The organism is Falsiroseomonas stagni DSM 19981 (assembly GCF_900114315.1).
In the GTDB taxonomy this organism is placed as follows: domain Bacteria; phylum Pseudomonadota; class Alphaproteobacteria; order Acetobacterales; family Acetobacteraceae; genus Falsiroseomonas; species Falsiroseomonas stagni.
The window spans coordinates 889,290-907,119 of record NZ_FOSQ01000001.1 but is presented as its reverse complement, the minus strand read 5'-3'; the positions used below and the strand labels follow the sequence as shown (position 1 = coordinate 907,119).

The window sequence follows — 17,830 nt, the reverse complement described above, 5'->3', positions numbered from 1 at the left end:
AGCGGGCGCAGCCTGCCCTTGGCCGTTCGTTGCCGGCGGATTGACCATGGAAGACCCCCCAAACGCGACGCGCCGGCCCCGGCGACGGGGTCGGCGCGCGGCCCCGCCATCGGACGGGGCTCGTCATTGCGCCGGCACCCTAGGGCCGCCGGCGGCTATCATCAACCACGCCCCGGACCGGGGCTGCGCCTGGGCGTTGCCCGGGCGCCCGCCGATCAGGCGGCGGGGCGGGACGGGTTGGCGGCCTGCGCCGTGCCGGTCGTCTGCGCGCCTTGCGGGGCGCCCGGCGCGGCGATGGAGCCGGCCGGCTGCGCGGGGGTCTGCGCCGCCGGGTCGGCCGCCATGGAGGCGTCCTTCACGTCGTCTTCCTTCATGTTCTGCTTGAAGGACTTAATGCCCTTGGCCAGGTCGCCCATCAGGCCGCTGATCTTGCCGCTGCCGAAGAGCAGCAGGATGACCAGCAGCACCACGAGCCAGTGCCAGATGCTGAAGGAACCCATCGTGACGCCTCGATCCCAAAGGGGCCTGCCTCCAGGGTGAACCCCTGGGGCGGGCCGGACAATTTCCAGGCGGGAGACTAGTGCGCGTCCCCGCCCGGCGCAAACAGACACATGGCGTGTCCGTCATCTTCACACAACGGGGGGGATGCCATTTCGCTGCAACCCCGGCCTCTCCTGCCCGGCACGACGCCGCGCTGCCCGCCACACCCAGCAGCGCCCGGCATAGGGGTGCGGTTAACCTTTTGCCCGCATGATGCCGGCATAGGGCCGGAATCCGAAAAGTGACCCGCGTTCGAGGCCGATTTTGATGGATCAGGGATTGCTTACGCGTAATGCCTCCCCTATCACGGCGCCGATCCGGGCCCCTCTGGCGTTCGGGCGCCGCGCGCCTTAGGCCCGCCGCGCCCGCCGCGATGTCGGATCGCCAGAGAACAACGCACGACCCGGCCCGGATCGTGTCCGCGCCGGGACACCCCAATCACGCCTTGCGGCCATCCCCACGGGTTGGCCCCATCGGTCCGGAGCGATAGAGCATGGAATTCCTGATGGCCGAGTGGATCGGCAAGCCGGTCTGGATGTGGGCCGGTTTCTTCACCATCGTCTTCACGCTGCTCGCCTTCGACCTGGGCGTGCTGCACAAGGACGACAAGGAGATGGGGATCGCGGAAAGCCTCAAGCTCTCCGCCTTCTACATCGGCTTCGCCATGATGTACGGCGGCGCGATCTGGTGGGCCTATGATGCCGGCTACATCACCACGGAAGACGGCACCCATGCCGGCCTGACCTACTTCACCGGCTTCTTCATCGAAAAGGCGCTGTCCATCGACAACGTCTTCGTCATCAGCCTGATCTTCGGCTTCTTCGCCATCCCGCGGAAGTACCAGTACCGCGCGCTCGTCTGGGGCATCATCGCCGTCATCGTGCTGCGCGGCATCATGATCGGCATCGGTGCCGCCCTGGTGCAGGAATACAGCTGGATCCTCTACGTCTTCGGCGCCTTCCTGATCGCGACCGGCATCAAGATGCTGGTGGTGCCGGAAGGCGACCAGGACGTGTCCAAGAACCCGGTCGTGCGCTTCCTCAAGAAGCGCATGCGGGTGACGGACGAGCTGCATGGCGAGAAGTTCTTCGTCCGCCAGCCCGACCCGAAGACCGGCAAGGTCGTCGCCTGGGCGACGCCGCTCTTCCTGGCGCTGGTCGTCATCAACATCGCCGACCTCGTCTTCGCGGTGGACAGCGTGCCGGCGATCTTCGCGATCACGACCGACACCTTCGTCGTCTACACCGCGAACATCATGGCCATCCTCGGCCTGCGCGCCCTGTACTTCGCGCTGGCCGCCATGGTGCACCGCTTCCACTACCTGAAGTTCGCGCTCGCGATGGTGCTGGTGTTCATCGGCGGCAAGATCTTCTGGAACCAGATCTTCGGTAAGGTGGACCCGGCCATCTCGCTCGGCGTCACCCTGGCAATGATCGCGGGCGGCATCTTCTACAGCCTGTGGAAGACCCGCAACGATCCGCCGGTCGCCCCGGCCGCCTGATAGCGCGGACCCCCGCAGGGTCCGAGACACGGGGGGCCGGCCGGCAGCAATGCCGGCCGGCCCCTCTGCATTCCACCCCCTGGCGTTCCGCCAAGGAAAGCCCGCGCCGCCTCCTGCCCGCCGGCGACAGCACGATGGCAACGCGACGGACGCGTTCGGTATTGATATGAATTTTCCTTCATTAAACCGCCCCTTAATGTTACACGCAGCTCATGACCAAACCGCCGATCCTGCTGGTGACGCAGAACTTCCCGCCAGACACGGGCGGCATCCAGGCCCTGATGGGTGCCCTCACCCAGGCGCTGGTCCAGTCCGGCCATCCCGTGGAGGTCTTCGCGGACCGCATCCGCGGTGACGGTGCCGATATCGAATCGCGGGACTTCGCGCTCCGCCGCTTCGGCGGCCCGCGGCCCCTTCGCCGCCTCGTGAAACGCCTGGCCGTCGCCCGCGCCGTGGCGCGGCACCGCCCGCAGGTCATCCTCTGCGACAGTTGGAAAAGCGTCGAGACCCTGCCCAGCAGCCCGACGCCCATCCTGGCGCTGGCGCATGGCATGGAATTCCCGGCCTCCCCCTCGCCCCGCAAGGAAGGCCGGATTCGCCGCGCGCTGGCGCGCGCCACCGCGGTCGCCCCCAATTCCCGCTACACCGCCGGTCTCGTGCAGCCCTACCTCTCCCCGGGCACCGCCTGCGTGCCGATCGGGCTGCCCATCCCGCCCCAGCCGGCCCCCGGCAGGGCCGAGCAGCTGTATCTCCGCGATCTCGCCGGCGGGCGCGCCCCGCTGCTGCTGACCATCGGCCGCCTCGAACCCCGCAAGGGAATCGACGCCGTGCTGCGATCCCTCCCCGGCCTCGTCGCCCGGCATCCCGGCCTGCAATACCTGATCGCCGGAGAGGGACCGGACCGGCCCCGGCTGGAAGCGATGGCGCGGGCCCTCGGCGTCGCCGACCGCGTGCATTGGCTGGGGCGGGTGGAGGAGGCGATGAAGGCCGCGCTCTTCAGGGCCGCCGACCTCTTCGTCATGCCGACGCGGCGTGAGGGCGATTCGGTGGAGGGCTTCGGCCTGGTCTACCTGGAAGCCGCCTGGCATGGCCTGCCCGCCCTGGCCGGGATCGATGGCGGCGCCGCCGATGCGGTCGAGCACGGGGTGACGGGCGCCCTGTGCGACGGCGCCGATCCCGCCGCGGTGGAGGCCGCGATCGCTGACCTCCTGGCGGCGCCCGACCGCCTCAAGGACATGGGCGCCCAGGCCGCGGCGCGGGTCCGGTCCGACTTCGCCTGGGACCGCACCCTGCCGCGCTACCTGGAACTGGTCGGGCTGTAGCGCTCAGCTTTCCGGGCGCACGCCCAGGCGGCGGATCAACCCGCCCCAGCGCTCGATCTCCGCCTTCTGCAAGGCGGCGAAGTCGGCCGGGCTGCTGCCCACCGGCTCGAACCCCGCGGTTTCCAGGATGCGGCGCTGGTCCGGATTCTCCAGCGCGATGCGCGCCTCCGCCGCCAGGCGGGCGACGCGGTCCGTGGGCATGCCCGCGGGGCCGAACAGGCCGATCCAGGCCACCACCGGCTCCCCGGTCGCGCCGGCCTCCCGCAGCGTCGGCACCTCCGGCAGTTGCGGCATGCGGGCCGGCCCGGTCACCGCCAGCGCGCGCAGCGTCCCTTCCCGCACATGGCCCGCCACGCCGGCCAGCGGCGCCATGAAGACCTGGATGCGCCCCGCCACCAGGTCCAGCACCGCCTGCGCGACACCGCGGTAGGAGACATGCTCCGCCTGGAACCGCTCCGACGCCGCCAGGTCCTCCGTCGCCAGGTGGGACAGCGTGCCGGGGCCGGTGGAGCCGTAGTTGAGCTTGCCGGGATTGGCGCGGCCGTATTCCGCCAATTCCCGCACCGTCCGCGCGGGGACCGAGGGATGCACCACCAGCACGAAGGGCAGGCGGGCGAGGAGGGAGATGGGCGCCAGGTCCGTGGCGGGATCATAGCCCAGCGCCGGGTTCAGCACCTTGGCCGTGCTGCCCGGGCCGCCGATCGTCACGCCGATCGTGTGGCCATCGGTCGCGCGCACGATCGCTTCCGTGCCGATATTGCCGCCGCCGCCGGCGCGGTTGTCCACCACGAAGGGCTGGCCGAAGACGGTGGCGAAATGCCCCGTGACGGCGCGGGCCGCCATGTCCGGCGTCGACCCGCCGGGGAAGGAGACGATGACCCGCACCGGCCGGTCCGGCCAGGCAGTCTGGGCGGCCCCTTGGGCGACAGACCATCGCGGTGCGGCGACCAGGGCGGCGGCGGAGGCGGCGGCCAGGCCGCGGCGGGTCAGGTGCATGGAGAATCCTCCCGGGATGTTGGGCGGGAGAATGCCTGACTGCGGCCCCCGCCTCAACGCGCCGCCGTGTCAGCGTCCGGCCATCGCCATCTGGGAATGCACGAAACCCCGCGCCGGAAAGGCCGTGGTGCCAAGGTCGTTGATCCGCGGATACCAGACCCGGACCAGCGACCAGTCGTTGCGCGGCGATACATCGACCACGCGCTGATCCGTCGCGATCCGCCCCCGCGCGGCGCCCGACGCCCAATTGGCGTGGTCCACCGTCACTTCCCGGCTGTTCACGACGCGGGAGACGACGGCCACATGCCCCGATGGCATCCGCGCGGTGCGGTTGATGACCAGCACGCTGCCCGGCCGCGGCGCCCGCCCCCGATCATACCGCCCGGCCGCCGCGTCCCACCACTGCCAGGCATCCCCCGCCAGGCTGATGCCCGACCGGGCCCGCGCATAGGGCACGCAGGAAATCGGCTCGCCGAGTTCCCCCCGGTGCGGCGCCAGCGCGCCCGTCGCCGGGCCCGCCTGGCGGGAGGACCCGCAGGCAGCCAGGCCGAGCAGCAGCATGGCAAGGACGGCACGCATGCGCTTGTTCTAGCGCCGCAATCATGGCGGCGCCACGGCGTAATCAGGCTGCGCGCGCCGCCGGCACCGCCCGCATCCGCCCGCCCGGCAGCGCGCCCGGGATGGCGGCGGCGAAGTCGGCAGCCTCCAGCAGCGCCTTCCAGTCGATGCCCGTGCCCACGCCCATCCGGCGCATCAGCCAGGCCACATCCTCCGTCGCCACATTGCCCGTGGCGCCCGGCGCGAAGGGGCAGCCGCCCAGGCCACCGGCCGCGCTGTCGATCACGCGGCAGCCCACCTCCCACGCCGCCGCGCAATTGGCGACGCCCAGGCCGTAGGTGTCATGCCCGTGGAAGGCCATGCGCGGCTTGCCATCCGCGCCGGGCCAGGACCGGATCGCATGGCCGAAGACCCGCCCGACCTGGTCCGGCGCCGCATTGCCGGTGGTGTCGCAGATCGCGATCTCGATGGTGGGGTCCAGCGCCACGACGCGCTCCACCCAGTCCAGCGCGTCATGCTCCGGCACCACGCCCTCGAACGGGCAGTGGAAGGCGCAGGAGAGGTTGAACCGCACCTTCATCCCCGATGCCACGGCATCCCGCACGATGCCGGAGAGATCGGCGAAGCTTTCCTCCCGCGTGCGGTTCACATTCGCCTTGTTGTGGCTCTCGGTCACGGACATGAAGACGCCGACGCGATGCGCCCCGGCATCCCGCGCCATCTCGAACCCGCGGCGGTTGGGGGCGAGCACGGTGCTCTCCAGCCCCGGCAGGGCGAGCGCCGCCTTCAGCACCGCGCCCGTATCCGCCATCTGCGGGATCGCCCGGGGGCTGACGAAGCTGCCGATCTCCATCCGCCGCAGCCCGGCGGCGTGGAGCTTCCGCACCAGCTCGATCTTCGTCTCGGTGGCCACGAAGGGGCCGATGGATTGCAGCCCGTCGCGCGGCGCGACCTCGCTGATGATGGCTTCCATCGCGGTCATTCCTCCCCGAGCAGTTCACGAAAGACATGGTCGTTGTGCGCGCCGACCGCCGGCCCCGTCCAGCGCACCATCTCCCGCGGCGCGATACCGTCGAAGCGGAAGGGTGCCGCGGGATGCAGCAGCGTCTCCCCCACCAGCGGGTCCGCCACCTCCATCACCGTCTGCCGCGCGCGGAAATGCGGATCCTCCGCGCAGTCGCGCATGTCGAACAGGCGGGAGCACGGGACATCCACCGCCTCCAGCCGCTCCTGCGCCTCCGCCGCCGGCAAAGTGCGGGTCCAGGCGCCGATGGCGGCGTCGAGTTCGCGCGCATTGGCACAGCGGCCGCGATTATCGGCCATGCGCGGGTCGTCGCGCAGATCCTCCCGCCCGATCAGCGTCATCAGCCGGTGGTAGATCAGGTCCGAATTGCCTGCCACGCAGAGCCACTTCCCATCCGCGCAGAGATAGGTGTTGGTCGGCGCCGCCGTCAGGATCGCCGATCCCGCGGGCTGCCGGATCGCCCCCGTCAGCCCGTATTCCGGCAGCATCCCCTCCATCAGGGAGAAGACGGAGGAGACGAGGTCGACATCGATCACCCGCCCCTTCGCCGCCGGGTCGCCCTTCACGCCCCAGCAGGCGGAAGCCACCGCCAGCGCCGCATACATCCCCGCGAGGTCATCGCTGATCGAAACGCCGCAGCGCGGCGGCGCGTGTTCCGTGACGCCGGGCGTCGCCGTCAGGTGACGCAGCCCGCCCATCGCCTCCCCGATCGCGCCGAAGGCGGGCTTGTCGCGATAGGGGCCGTCCTGCCCGTAGCCGGAGACGCGGGCGATGATCAGGCGCGGATTGGCCTGGTGCAGCGCCGCCGGCCCCAGCCCGACGCGCTCCAGGTAGCCGGGCCGGAAATTCTCCACCAGCGCATCGGCCCGCGCGCAGAGCTTGCGCAGCCGCTCCCGCCCCTCCGGCTTCTTCAGGTCGAGCGTGACGGACAGCTTGTTGCGGCCATGGATGCTGAACCAGACGGGATGGCCATTGTGCCGGCTGCCCCAGCCGCGGATCGGGTCGCCTTCCGGCGGCTCCACCTTGATGACCTCGGCGCCCAGATCGGCCAGCAGGCGCGTGGCGAAGGGCCCGGCGATGTAGTGGCCGAGTTCCACCACCTTCAGCCCCTCAAGCGGCAGGTTCCGCGGCGTCGTCATGCTGTATCCCGTCCCGGCGTGGTCCCGGCCCTCCCTTACCGCAAAGCGGGCGGATCGCCAGCCAGGGGCCGCTCACGCGAATTCGATGGCCGCAAGCGAAAAGTTGGCCCCCCGGAAAGGATCGGGAAACCTCGCTGCGCGATAACACCCATGGGTTGCCGATCTTCGCAGCCCGTCTCTCCCTCCCGGGTGCTGGCCACTTCCCCCCGATCTTGCCGGCACCCACCAACTTGGCCGGGGCTTCCGAAAGGGGGCCCCGGCTGATTTTTTCTCAGCCCTTCCGGCCCATCCAGGCCACCAGCAGCGCGGCCACCGACAGCGCCAGCCCCGCGCCGAACACCGCCGCGTGGCTTTCCGCCGTCGCCGCGAACAGCGCCGCCAGCGCGAAGGCCGTGCCCGCCTGGGCAATCGCATAGCCCGCCGTCGCCCGCACCCAGACGATGGTGGCCTGCACGCCCGCAACCTCCCGCGCCGCCGCCAGCGTCACCGCCGTGGCGCCGACACCGGCAAAGCCGCCCAGTGGCGCGGCCAGCAGCAGCGCCGGCCACCACGGCACCAGCGCCGCCGACAGCGCCGCCACCTGCACCACCATCCAGGCCGGCAGCGCCCGCCGCCCGCCGATCCGCCCCGCGATCCGCCCGCCGAGCAGCGTGCCCGCCACCGCACCCGCGCCGAACAGCACCCAGACCAGGCTGCCCGACATCACCGCCAGGCCCCTGCCCCGCACCGCCAGATCCGCCAGGTAGACCATCGGCGCCACCATCCCCGCGCCGGACAGCCCATAGGCCAGCAGCAGCCGCACCGCCCGGGGCACGGCCTCTCCCACCCCCGGCGCGGGCACGGCGGCGGGGTTCGGCCACCAGGGGCGCACCGCCAGCCAGATGGCCAGCACGGCGACCGACAGGCCAAGCCAGGCCACCGCCAGCCCACCCTGCAGCAGCAGCGGCACCAGCAGCCCCGCCAGCATCACCCCGGTGCCCGCCCCGGCCATCACCATGCCACCCGCGAGTCCCCGCGCCTCCGCCGGCACGCTCGCCTGCACCGAGGGCCCGGACAGCGCCATCAGGAACCCGCCCGCCACGCCGGCCAGCGCCCGCCAGAGGCAGAACCAGGCCAGCCCGCCCTGCACGGCACAGGCCGCGAAGGACAGCGCCGCCAGCGCCATGCCCGCATCCAGCGCCCGCGGCACGCCGACGCGCCGCGCCAGCCCCCGCCCCGCCAGGACACCCGCCAGGTAGCCCGCCAGATTGGCCGCCCCCAGCAGCCCGCCGCCCCCGCCATCCACCCAGCCGGCGGCGACCATGGCCGGGAACAGCGGCACATAGGCGAAGCGCGCAAGCCCGATGCTGGCGCAGATCGCCCCCCAGCCCGCGACCGCCGGCCGCCACCACTTCATGGGAAGAAGCGGGCCCTATCCCCGGCCCTATCCCCCCTGGGCGTGGGCCGCCCGCAGCGCACGGCGCAGCTTGGCGATGCCAGTCCGGATATGCCCGCTGTCGCAGAGCCGAAGCCCCTCCGCCGCCAGGGCCATGGCCTGCTGGTCCGCCCCCTGCTGGGCCGAAAGCCGGGCGGCGAGCAGCCCGCAATACTCCGGACTGTCGGTGGTGACGCGCAAGGGCTGGTCCGCGATCGCGGGGGCGGCAAGGGCAACACCGAAGAGCAGGGACGGCAAGCGCATGCCCGGATCATGGCAAATCTCACCCAGGCCAACCCGTGGCCTGCCCGTGAAACCGGCGTCATGCGGCAATTCGCAGGCGCAACGAACCGGCCCTTGGCATCATCCCGACGGCAGGCGCAGCCGCACCGTCAGCCCCGGCGGCTCCCGCCCCCGCACCGTATCCTCCAGCACCACATCCCCCCGATGCAGCGCCACCACGGCGCGCACCAGCGACAGCCCAAGGCCGGAACCCGGCGTGTTGCGGGAGGTATCGGCCCGGAAGAACCGTTCCCCGGCGCGGGCGCGATCATCCGGCGCCAGGCCGGGTCCGCTATCCGCGACGGCGATCTCCACCACCCCGTCCAGCACCCGCGCCGACAGCGCGACGCGCCCGCCATCCGGCGTGAACTTCAAGGCGTTGTCGAGCAGGTTCGCCACCGCCTGCAGCAGCAGGTCGCGGTCGCCCACCAGGTTCAGCGCCTCCGGCAGGTCCACCGCCAGCACCTGCTCGCGCGCCTCCGCCGCGGCGCCGTAGAGGTCCGCGGCATCGGCCAGCGTCGGCACCATGTCCACCGGCGCGAAAGCGGCGCGCCGGGCGCCGGCCTCCACCTCAGCGATGCGCAGCACCGCCTTGAAGACCCGCGCGATGCCGTCGAGGTCCGCGATCCCCTGCTCCACCGCCGCGCGCAGCGCCTCCTCATCCGCCGCGTCGCCCAGTGCCTCCTCCAGCTTCGCGCGCGCCCGCGCGATGGGAGTGCGGAGGTCATGCGCGATGGCGTCGGACACGCCACGCACGCCCTCCATCAACTGCGCGATGCGGTCCAGCATGGCGTTCATCGTCATGCCGAGCCGGTCGAATTCATCCTGCCGGTCGGACAGTGGCACGCGGCGCGACAGGTCGCCCGCCCCGATCGCCGCCGCCGTCCCGTAGACCGGCATCAGCCGCCGTTCGAGCGACCGGCGCAGCAGCCAGGCGCCCAGCAGCGCAATGGCGGCAGAGGATGACGCCGCCCAGGCGATCCCCTCGCTCAGCAGCCCGCGAAGCCGCAGCTTCTCCGCCACATCGCGCCCGACCAGCAGCCTGTGCTGCCCCGCGAGTTCGACGCGCAGCATCCGCGCCTCGCTTTCCGTGCCGTCGCGCAGCAGGGGCATGCGGATCCAGGGGGCATCGACATCCGCCTCCCCCGGCCAGACCGCCAGATTGCCCGCCAGCACGCGACGATCCGGGGCGAGCAGGAGGTACAGGCTCTCATTCTGCACATCGAGGGCGAGGCGATCCTCGATGGCCGCGACCAGGCCGGTCAGCCCGGCATCCCGCTGGCGTTCAACCAGCGCGGTGGCGTCGGCGCGGATCGCGGCATCGGTCTGCCGGTCCAGCGCGCCCGCGGTGTTCCACCACAGCACCACGGCCGCCGCGGTGGCGGCGGCGGCGAACATGGCGGTGAACAGCAGCGCGAAGCGGCCCGATGCGCTGCGCAGCAGGCCGATCAGCGGCAGATTGGCCGGCGACGTATTCGGCATCACGCCATTCCCGGCCGGCGATCCGGCGTCCGGCGGTTCAGGCTTCCGCGCGGATCATGTAGCCCGCGTTGCGCACCGTATGGATCAGCGGCTTGTCGAAGCCCTTGTCCAGCTTGTGCCGCAGCCGGCTGACATGCACGTCGATCACGTTGGTCTGCGGGTCGAAATGATAGTCCCAGACCTTCTCCAGCAGCATGGTGCGCGTCACCACCTGCCCGGCATGGCGCATCAGGTGCTCCAGCAGCCGGAACTCCCGCGGCTGCACATCCACCTTCCGCCCGCCCCGCGTCACGGTGCGCGACAGCAGGTCGAGCTCCAGGTCCGCCACCTTCAGCCGCGTGGTCGGCACCTCGGCCGCCGGGCGGCGGCCCAGCGCCTCCACCCGCGCCAGCAATTCGGCGAAGGCGAAGGGCTTCGTGAGGTAGTCGTCGCCGCCGGCCTTGAGGCCCTTCACCCGCTCATCCACCGCATTCAGGGCGGAAAGGAACAGCACGGGCGTGCGGTTGCCCTGGCCACGCAGCGTCTCCACCAGGCGCACGCCATCAACGCCGCCGGGCAGCATGCGGTCGAGGACCAGCACGTCGAAGCTCTCGGACGCGGCCATGAACAGCCCGTCCCGGCCATTCGGCGCATGTTCCACCGTATGCCCCGCCTCCTGCAGCCCCTTCTTCACGAAGCGGGCCACCTCGGCGTCGTCCTCCACCAGAAGGATTCTCATGCCGTTCGCACCAATCCAGAGAGATCGCGGACACTAGTCCTGGGGCGGGCCAGCGGCAACGCCCCCGAAAGCAAGAGCTTACACCGGGCTTTCACCCGGTCTTGGAACGCCGCGGCGGCACCGCGGGCGCCGCCGTCGCCGGCAGCGGCGGCAGCACCAGGTCCCGCAGCCCCGCGCCCAGATGCGCCGCGGGCTCGGAGGGCGGCGCGACGCGGCGGCGCGTCTCCTCCGCCTGCACGCAATCCCGCGTGCGTTCCCGGATGCCCGCCACCGGCCCGCCCTGCGCCAGGGATTGCAGCAGGCAGTCGTCGAAGACCGTCAGCTCGAACCCCGCCCCGCAACCGAAGGAGGACCGGTCCGGCCGCGCCGCCGTCAGCACCACCCGGTTGTCCCGCGCCATCGCCCCCGTGGCGAAGGACCCTGTGTAGCAGCCGGAGGCAACCACCAGCGTCGGCGCGTTCCCGCAGCCGAGTTGCAGCACCTTGTCGAGCAGATTGGGCGTCAGCACCTGGTTGCCCGGCACGAAGACCAGCCCCGCATCCTGCGCGCCATGCATGGTCAGGAACACCAGGCATCCCTCCCCGGCGGCGGGGCGCAGCGACTGGATGGCCTCGATCGTGGCGGGAAGGCCGCCCGGCCGCGCGCCGGATGCCGCTTCCTGCGGCCGGGCGGAAAGCCGCGTGACCTGGCCGGGCACGACGATGCCCGCGGCGGTCAGCCGTTCCGCCAGGGCCCGCGCGGCATTGTCCCAGACGGGCAGCGTGGGATCGCCCGCCACCAGCACCGCCCGCCAGCGGATACCCGCCTGCTGCGCCCCCGCCGGCTGGGCGGCCGCAGGCAGGCCGGACATCGCCAGCACGGCCAGCAGGGCCAACAGGGCTCTCATCCTCATGCGGCACCTCTCATCCCGGACCCGCAGCCTGCCAGGGTACCGGCGCCGCTTCAAATCATCCCTGCGGCTGCGCAGGGCGGCGGCCGACCTGCACGGGCAGCTCGCTCGGCCGCCCCTCCCGCAGGATGGACAGCCGCACGGTCTGGCCCGGCGGGATGGCCGCGATGCCGCGCACCAGGGCCCGGGATGTCTCGACCTTGTCGCCATTGATGGCCAGCACCTGGTCCCCGGGCCGGAGCCCCGCCCGCGCCGCCGGGCTCCCGCGCTCCACCCCCGCCACCAGCACGCCACGCGGCGTGGCGGCCGCGGCGGGCGCGCCGGCTCGCCGCGGCGCCTCCTCCGGCCCGCCCACATCCTGGACCGACACGCCGAGCCAGCCGCGTTCCACCCGCCCGCTGGTGCGCAGCTGGTCGATCACGCCCCGCGCCAGGTCGGACGGCACCGCGAAGCCGATGCCGGCGGAGGTGCCGGAGGGTGAATAGATCGCCGTGTTGATGCCGATCACCTCCCCCGCCGTGTTGAACAGCGGGCCGCCGGAATTGCCGGGATTGATCGGCGCATCGGTCTGGATGAAGTCGTCGAAGGGCCCCGCCCCGATCTCCCGCCCCCGCGCGGAGACGATGCCGGAGGTGATGGAACCGCCGAGCCCGAAGGGATTGCCCGCGGCCAGCACCCAATTCCCGACGCGCATGGACGCCGAGCTTCCCCAGGGCACGGATGGCAGCGCGCCCCGCGCCTCCACCCGCAGCAGCGCCAGATCCGTCAGGTCATCCACCCCGACCAGCCGCGCCTGGTATTCCTGGCCATTCTGCAGCGCCACCACCACGCGGGTCGCGTTGCCGATGACGTGGTTGTTGGTGACGACGAGGCCGGAGGGATCGATGATGAAGCCCGACCCCGCCCCCTGCACCGGCTGGCCGCGGCCACGGAAGCGGTCGCGGAAATAGCGCTCGAAGGGCGTGCCGCGCAGCTCTTGCGGGATCTCGCCCCGCTGTTCGGAGGTGACGGCGATGTTCACCACCGCCGGCAGCACGCGTTCCGCCAGATCGGCGAAATCCGGCAACAACGCCCCCCGCTGCGCCCGGGCGGGCGGGACGGCGCAGCCGACCACGGGAACCAGGGCAAGGCCGGCCAGGGCACGACGGCTGATCGAGGAGGGCATGCGAGCTCCGGCTAGGTAGGACGCGAGCAAGGGCGAGCGTCGATATAGGCACTTTGCCGCCTCGCGCCATGCTGGCCGACCCATGCGCGGGCCGGCACGCCGATTTGGCAGTGCTGCCCAGCGTTACACCAGCGCTCCAGCGGACCAGGCGACGCGTCCCGACACTTCCCGAAGTTCGTTCCACTCCACAATAGTCTTCTGTTCTAAGCCTACTTATTTTCCAGCCGTATCACATAGTTGCGAGGCGTAGCGGCGTGCAGCCCGTTGGCCCGCAGCGCGCAGAATCCAGTCGAGACAGCGCCGCGACCCGCCGCCGGCAACCAAGCGAACGCGGCGCAACGCGGATTGCGTGGCGGTCCTGAGGACCCTGATGCATCTGCACGCCCCCCCTTATCCGACAGCCGCCCCAATCGGCGTGCCGGGCATGCCTTCCTCCCCGCGCCGCGGAATCGTGGCAGGTGCCCTTGCCGCACTCTCCCTGGGCCTGTCCGGCTGCTGGTCGGGTCCATCGACCCAGCCGAACGTCGCGCCGCTGCGGGAAGGGGTCCGCTTCATCGACGACCTGTCCTACGGGCCCGCCGAACGGCACCAGGTCGGCCTCTATCACCCCGTCGATACGCCACCGGTCGGGGGCTGGCCCGTCATTGTCGCCTTCCATGGCGGCTTCTGGCAGACCGGCAGCCGCGACGAATGGCAGATGCACCTGTGCGCCCGCCAACTGGCGGAGCGCGGCACGGTCGTGATCCTGGCCAACTACAGGCTTTACCCGGAGGTGACCTTCCCCGGCTTTGTCGAGGACGGTGCTCGCGCGGTCGAATGGGCAAGCCGCAATGTCGCGCAGTTCGGCGGCAACCGCGACGCGATCTTCACGGCCGGTCACTCCGCGGGCGGCCATATCGCGGTCATGCTCGCCATGGATGACCACTTCCTCACCGCCCACGGCATCCGCCTGGCTGGTGCGATCGGCATTGCCGGCCCCTACGGCACATGGTTTCAGGAGAACTTCCTCGTCTCCGGCGTATTCCCGGTGGAACTGCGCCGGGAAAGCTCCCCGATCGCGCTGGCCCATGCCTCGGCGCCCCCGCTGCTGCTGATCGGGGCGGGCCTCGATGTCATCGTAAGGCCCAGCGATTCGACGGAGCTGGCGGAGAGGGTCCGCCACGTCGGCGGGCAGGCGCGCAGCATCATCTATCCGCTTGCCAGTCACACATCGATCATGATGCCGCCGCCGTTCGGCCCCGACGGCGTCGTGGCCGATGTGTGCGACTTCATCCAGGCCGCGCTGGGCCGGAAGACGCCCGCCCCCTGACGGGCCCCGGCACCGGCCGCGTCAGGCCCGGCCGCGCCGGGCGAGGCGTGCCAGGGCCCGATGCCGCCCGGCAGCGGGATCAGGTCCTGGGCACCGGCGGCTCCGCGGCCCAGGGCTCCTCCGGCCAGGGATGCTTCGGGTAGCGCCCGCGCATGTCCTTGCGCACATCCGCCCAGCCGCCGCGCCAGAAGCCGGCCAGGTCAGCCGTCACCGCCACCGGCCGCCCAGCCGGCGACAGCAGCGCGACATTCAGCCTCACCCGCCCCTCCGCCAGCGGCCGCAGGGTGGCCACCCCGAACAGATGCTGCGCCCGCGCCTCCAGGGTCGGCGTCTCCCGGTCATAATCGATCGCGGCACTCCGGCCGGCCGGCAGATCGAGCCGGGCGGGCAGCGCCGCATCCAGCCGCCGCGCCTGCGCATGGGGCAACATCCCGCGCAGGATGGCGACGAGGTCCAGCCCCTTGGCCTCCGACAGCTTCGTCCGGCCATGCAGATGCGGCGCCAGCCAATCCCCCGCCGTCGCCGCCAGCACGGAATCGGACAGGTCCGGCCACTCCCCCGGCTCCACCCGCGCCATCCAGCCGATTCGCGCCCGCAACTGCTTCGCGCCCTCCGACCAGTCGAGGTCGCGGAACCCCCGCTCCGCGATCGCCGTGGCCAGCGCCGCCGCGACGGTCGCGGCATCGGGGGTCGCGAGGATGTGTTCCTCCAGCACCAGCGGCCCGAACATCAGGCGGCGCCGGGCGAGCACCGCGCCGGCCCGCTGGTCGAAGGCCGCTTCCTCCCGCCACCGCAGCCGGTCGGGGAAGCGCGCCTCCAGCGCCGCGCGGTCCAGCGGCGCCGCCATGCGGATTCGCGCCTCCGTGCCTTGCAGTTCCAGGTCCGCCACCGCCAGCAGCGGTGCCTTGCCCAGCCGGTCCGTGGCGGGGAGCCTCGCGCCCTGGCCCGAGGCCAGGCGGAAGGCGCCCTCCATCGTGCCGCGCCGCGCCGCGATCCGGTCCGGGAACCCCGCCGCCAGCAGCGGCCCGGCCTCTCCCCCCGGCAGGGCATTGCCATGCAGCCGCAGGCGGCGGCGATGCAGCGCGGCCGCACGGGCGATGCGGTGGATCGTCGCGCGGTCCGCATCCCGATGGTCCCCGCCATGCAGCAATTCAAGGCGCAGGTTGATGTCCGCCGGCGCCTCCCGCCCCCGGATCGGGTCGCGTTCCTCCAGCAGCGCGGCCAGATCCGCCGCCAGCGCCTTCTCCCCCTCATCCGTCGCGGCCAGCAGCATCCGGGCGAGCCGGGGGTGGGTGCCCATGCGCGCCATGGCCCGGCCCATCGCCGTGATGCGCCCCGCCTCGTCCAGCGCATCCAGGTCCCGCAGCAGCGCCCGCCCGGCGGCCAGCGCGCCAGCCGGGGGCGGATCGGGGAAGGAGAGCTGCGCCGGTTCCGCCCCCCAGGCCGCGCAATCCAGCGCTAGGCCGGACAATTCGGCCTCCAGGATTTCCGGCCGGTCCTGCAGCGGCAGGCCGCGATGCAGCGCCTCCGTCCACAGCCGAATCGCGACACCAGGCGCGGTGCGCCCCGCGCGCCCCGCCCGCTGGTCCGCCGCCGCGCGGCTGATCCGCACCGTCACCAGCCTGGCGAGGCCCGAGGCCGGATCGAGCCGCGGCGTCCGCCGGAACCCCCCATCCACCACGATCCGCACGCCGGGCACGGTCAACGAGGTCTCCGCGATCGAGGTCGCGAGCACCACCTTCCGCCGGTCGGAGGGGTTCAGCGCCCGGTCCTGCTCCGCCGGCGGCATCTCCCCGTGCAAAGGCAGCACCTCCGCCGCGATCCCGGACAGGCGCTCGGCCGTCCGGCGGATCTCACCCCAGCCCGGCAGGAAGGCCAGCACATCGCCGGGATGGTCGGCCAGCGCGGCCCGGATGGCGCTTGCCATCGCCTCCGGCAGGTCGCGTGCCTCGGTGATGTCGCGCATCCGGTAGTCGGTCGCGACGGGGTATTGCCGCCCCATGCTTTCGACGACGGGGCAATCGCCCAGCAGCGCCGCGAAGCGCCCCACATCCAGCGTCGCGGACATCGCCAGCAGCCGCAATTCAGGCCTGAGTTCCTTCTGCAGGTCGAGGCAGAAGGCCAGCGCCAGGTCGGTATCCAGGTTCCGCTCATGCGCCTCGTCGAACAGCACGGCGGCGACGCCATCAAGGCCCGGGTCCGATTGCAGGCGCCGCACCAGCAGCCCTTCCGTCACCACCTCCACCCGCGTGCGGTCCGACACCAGCCGGTCGAGCCGCGTGGCGAGGCCGATGGTCCCGCCGGGCTGCCCCTCCCCGATCAAATCCGCCATGCGGCGCGCGGCGGCGCGGGCGGCGACGCGGCGGGGTTCCAGCACCAGGATCTTCCCACCCTCCGCCCAGGGCTCCGCCATCAGCGCGATCGGCACCAGCGTCGTCTTGCCCGCGCCTGGTGGCGCGACCAGCACGGCGTTGCTGCCGGCGCGCAGCGCCTCGGTAAGCCGCGGCAGGGCCTCGGTGACGGGAAGATCGGGCAGGTCCATGGGGCCAGGGCGTAACGCCCCGCGAAACAGATGTCACATGGCATGAAACGCACGAAGCGGCGGCGCAACCCCGCGGCATGGCGCGAAGTCGCCCCGTGCGTGGCCTGGTGCAGAAGGGCGCGACGAAGGCGGTCGTGACCGCCGCACCACCAGGAAGACCAGGATCATGCGTATCGCCAGCCTCGCCGCCGCTTTCTGCCTGATGGCCCTGCCGGCCCTCGCCTCCCAGCAATCCAGCCGCGCGCCTGGCCCGCACCGGGACACCGCCGCGCTGTGCCGCGCCGAATGCCTCGCGACCGCGGCCTCCCGCCCCGGCGGCGCGGCGCCGAATGCGGCCCAGGCCTGTTCCGTGCGCTGCGATGCCGCCGTCTCCTACCTCCGCAGCCAGGCGGAGCGCGGCACGGCGGAGGCGACGGGGCGCGGGCGGGATGCGGTGGTGCAGCCCGTGGCCACCGCCCGCATCGCCCGCCCGGCCGCGACGCATGGCGTGGTCTATGGCGCCCGCACCCCTTCCCCGGCCTTCGGCATGGTGGTGGGTGAAGCCGACCGCCTGGCCGCGCATCGCAGCGCGGAGCGCGCCTGCACCACCGCGGGCCCGGGCTGCCGTGTGCTGGCCGAGTTCACCGAGGCCTGCGGCGCGGTGGCGCAAGGCTACAAGCGCAGCCAATGGGCGCTGTTCATCAGCAGCGACCCCAATTCCTATGTCGTCACCAGCCTCTCCGCCGGCGCGGGCCCGCGGCAGGACCAGGCGGAGCGTGCGGCGCTGGCGGAGTGCCGCTCCCGCGACCCCCAGGCGAATTGCCGCGTCGTGGCGGCCGCCTGTGCCGGCCAGCGCGGCTGACGGCTGACGGTCCTGGGGCGTCACGCCCCTGGCGGGGGGTGCGGCCTCGTTACACGCCGAAATGCTCCCTCGCGCTGCGCTGGGCGCATTCCATGCTAGACACCTCCC

Annotated in this window: 16 protein-coding genes; 4 read left to right on the top strand and 12 right to left on the bottom strand. The window is 72.3% G+C overall.

The window, feature by feature from the left end; translation table 11 throughout:
* Nucleotides 1–215 precede the first annotated feature (215 nt).
* Nucleotides 216–500 (bottom strand): twin-arginine translocase TatA/TatE family subunit, encoded by a 285-nt coding sequence (locus BM041_RS04260; RefSeq protein WP_092955906.1) that lies wholly within the window; start codon nucleotides 498–500, stop codon nucleotides 216–218.
* Nucleotides 501–1,033: 533 nt separating this feature from the next.
* Between BM041_RS04260 and BM041_RS04255 the strand changes: the two genes are divergently transcribed.
* Both BM041_RS04255 and BM041_RS04250 read left to right on the top strand, forming a co-directional pair.
* Nucleotides 1,034–2,041, top strand: coding sequence for a TerC family protein (locus BM041_RS04255; RefSeq protein WP_092955903.1), 1,008 nt, complete (start codon nucleotides 1,034–1,036; stop codon nucleotides 2,039–2,041).
* A 212-nt stretch (nucleotides 2,042–2,253) separates the two neighbouring features.
* Nucleotides 2,254–3,363, top strand: coding sequence for a glycosyltransferase family 4 protein (locus BM041_RS04250; protein ID WP_092955900.1), 1,110 nt, complete (start codon nucleotides 2,254–2,256; stop codon nucleotides 3,361–3,363).
* A gap of 3 nt (nucleotides 3,364–3,366) precedes the next feature.
* Here the strand turns inward: BM041_RS04250 and BM041_RS04245 are convergent, their stop codons facing one another.
* From BM041_RS04245 to BM041_RS04200, 10 genes are all read right to left on the bottom strand, one after another.
* Complete coding sequence (locus BM041_RS04245; protein WP_092955897.1) at nucleotides 3,367–4,359, bottom strand: Bug family tripartite tricarboxylate transporter substrate binding protein; 993 nt, start codon at nucleotides 4,357–4,359, stop codon at nucleotides 3,367–3,369.
* A 69-nt stretch (nucleotides 4,360–4,428) separates the two neighbouring features.
* Complete coding sequence (locus BM041_RS04240; RefSeq protein WP_092955894.1) at nucleotides 4,429–4,938, bottom strand: CHAP domain-containing protein; 510 nt, start codon at nucleotides 4,936–4,938, stop codon at nucleotides 4,429–4,431.
* Nucleotides 4,939–4,981: 43 nt separating this feature from the next.
* On the bottom strand, nucleotides 4,982–5,890 hold the full coding sequence (locus BM041_RS04235) for a hydroxymethylglutaryl-CoA lyase (RefSeq protein ID WP_092955891.1): 909 nt from the start codon (nucleotides 5,888–5,890) through the stop codon (nucleotides 4,982–4,984).
* A 5-nt stretch (nucleotides 5,891–5,895) separates the two neighbouring features.
* Nucleotides 5,896–7,080: a CaiB/BaiF CoA transferase family protein gene (locus BM041_RS04230; RefSeq protein WP_092955888.1), complete on the bottom strand. Its 1,185-nt coding sequence runs from the start codon at nucleotides 7,078–7,080 to the stop codon at nucleotides 5,896–5,898.
* A gap of 271 nt (nucleotides 7,081–7,351) precedes the next feature.
* Nucleotides 7,352–8,476 carry a YbfB/YjiJ family MFS transporter gene (locus BM041_RS04225; protein WP_092955885.1) on the bottom strand — a complete coding sequence of 375 codons (1,125 nt, stop codon included), beginning with the start codon at nucleotides 8,474–8,476 and terminating at the stop codon, nucleotides 7,352–7,354.
* A 27-nt stretch (nucleotides 8,477–8,503) separates the two neighbouring features.
* Nucleotides 8,504–8,758, bottom strand: a complete 255-nt coding sequence (locus BM041_RS04220) for a hypothetical protein (protein WP_092955882.1) — start codon at nucleotides 8,756–8,758, stop codon at nucleotides 8,504–8,506.
* A gap of 99 nt (nucleotides 8,759–8,857) precedes the next feature.
* Nucleotides 8,858–10,258 (bottom strand): HAMP domain-containing sensor histidine kinase, encoded by a 1,401-nt coding sequence (locus tag BM041_RS04215; RefSeq protein ID WP_092955880.1) that lies wholly within the window; start codon nucleotides 10,256–10,258, stop codon nucleotides 8,858–8,860.
* Between the two features lie 37 nt (nucleotides 10,259–10,295).
* The gene (locus tag BM041_RS04210) at nucleotides 10,296–10,976 is read right to left on the bottom strand and encodes a winged helix-turn-helix domain-containing protein (RefSeq protein WP_092955877.1); all 681 of its coding nucleotides are present in this window, start codon (nucleotides 10,974–10,976) and stop codon (nucleotides 10,296–10,298) included.
* A 91-nt stretch (nucleotides 10,977–11,067) separates the two neighbouring features.
* The gene (locus BM041_RS04205; RefSeq protein ID WP_092955874.1) at nucleotides 11,068–11,868 is read right to left on the bottom strand and encodes a C13 family peptidase; all 801 of its coding nucleotides are present in this window, start codon (nucleotides 11,866–11,868) and stop codon (nucleotides 11,068–11,070) included.
* 55 nt (nucleotides 11,869–11,923) lie between these two features.
* A complete protein-coding gene (locus BM041_RS04200; protein WP_092955871.1) occupies nucleotides 11,924–13,030 on the bottom strand; it encodes a trypsin-like peptidase domain-containing protein in 1,107 nt (368 codons plus the stop codon).
* Nucleotides 13,031–13,400: 370 nt separating this feature from the next.
* Between BM041_RS04200 and BM041_RS04195 the strand changes: the two genes are divergently transcribed.
* Nucleotides 13,401–14,339: an alpha/beta hydrolase gene (locus tag BM041_RS04195; protein WP_092955868.1), complete on the top strand. Its 939-nt coding sequence runs from the start codon at nucleotides 13,401–13,403 to the stop codon at nucleotides 14,337–14,339.
* 79 nt (nucleotides 14,340–14,418) lie between these two features.
* On the opposite strand, the gene hrpB is transcribed toward BM041_RS04195, so the two are convergent.
* On the bottom strand, nucleotides 14,419–16,881 hold the full coding sequence (gene hrpB, locus BM041_RS04190) for an ATP-dependent helicase HrpB (RefSeq protein WP_092955865.1): 2,463 nt from the start codon (nucleotides 16,879–16,881) through the stop codon (nucleotides 14,419–14,421).
* 166 nt (nucleotides 16,882–17,047) lie between these two features.
* Between hrpB and BM041_RS04185 the strand changes: the two genes are divergently transcribed.
* Entirely contained in the window at nucleotides 17,048–17,722 is a 675-nt protein-coding gene (locus tag BM041_RS04185; RefSeq protein WP_092955862.1) for a DUF4189 domain-containing protein, read from the top strand.
* Nucleotides 17,723–17,830: the final 108 nt, after the last annotated feature.

Excerpts from the sequence above, each read along its gene's own strand:
- BM041_RS04260 (WP_092955906.1), bottom strand. The coding sequence starts at position 500 with ATGGGTTCCTTCAGCATCTGGCACTGGCTCGTGGTGCTGCTGGTCATC.
- BM041_RS04255 (WP_092955903.1), top strand. The coding sequence starts at position 1,034 with ATGGAATTCCTGATGGCCGAGTGGATCGGCAAGCCGGTCTGGATGTGG.
- BM041_RS04250 (WP_092955900.1), top strand. The coding sequence starts at position 2,254 with ATGACCAAACCGCCGATCCTGCTGGTGACGCAGAACTTCCCGCCAGAC.
- BM041_RS04245 (WP_092955897.1), bottom strand. The coding sequence starts at position 4,359 with ATGCACCTGACCCGCCGCGGCCTGGCCGCCGCCTCCGCCGCCGCCCTG.
- BM041_RS04240 (WP_092955894.1), bottom strand. The coding sequence starts at position 4,938 with ATGCGTGCCGTCCTTGCCATGCTGCTGCTCGGCCTGGCTGCCTGCGGG.
- BM041_RS04235 (WP_092955891.1), bottom strand. The coding sequence starts at position 5,890 with ATGGAAGCCATCATCAGCGAGGTCGCGCCGCGCGACGGGCTGCAATCC.
- BM041_RS04230 (WP_092955888.1), bottom strand. The coding sequence starts at position 7,080 with ATGACGACGCCGCGGAACCTGCCGCTTGAGGGGCTGAAGGTGGTGGAA.
- BM041_RS04225 (WP_092955885.1), bottom strand. The coding sequence starts at position 8,476 with ATGAAGTGGTGGCGGCCGGCGGTCGCGGGCTGGGGGGCGATCTGCGCC.
- BM041_RS04220 (WP_092955882.1), bottom strand. The coding sequence starts at position 8,758 with ATGCGCTTGCCGTCCCTGCTCTTCGGTGTTGCCCTTGCCGCCCCCGCG.
- BM041_RS04215 (WP_092955880.1), bottom strand. The coding sequence starts at position 10,258 with ATGCCGAATACGTCGCCGGCCAATCTGCCGCTGATCGGCCTGCTGCGC.
- BM041_RS04210 (WP_092955877.1), bottom strand. The coding sequence starts at position 10,976 with ATGAGAATCCTTCTGGTGGAGGACGACGCCGAGGTGGCCCGCTTCGTG.
- BM041_RS04205 (WP_092955874.1), bottom strand. The coding sequence starts at position 11,868 with ATGAGGATGAGAGCCCTGTTGGCCCTGCTGGCCGTGCTGGCGATGTCC.
- BM041_RS04200 (WP_092955871.1), bottom strand. The coding sequence starts at position 13,030 with ATGCCCTCCTCGATCAGCCGTCGTGCCCTGGCCGGCCTTGCCCTGGTT.
- BM041_RS04195 (WP_092955868.1), top strand. The coding sequence starts at position 13,401 with ATGCATCTGCACGCCCCCCCTTATCCGACAGCCGCCCCAATCGGCGTG.
- hrpB (WP_092955865.1), bottom strand. The coding sequence starts at position 16,881 with ATGGACCTGCCCGATCTTCCCGTCACCGAGGCCCTGCCGCGGCTTACC.
- BM041_RS04185 (WP_092955862.1), top strand. The coding sequence starts at position 17,048 with ATGCGTATCGCCAGCCTCGCCGCCGCTTTCTGCCTGATGGCCCTGCCG.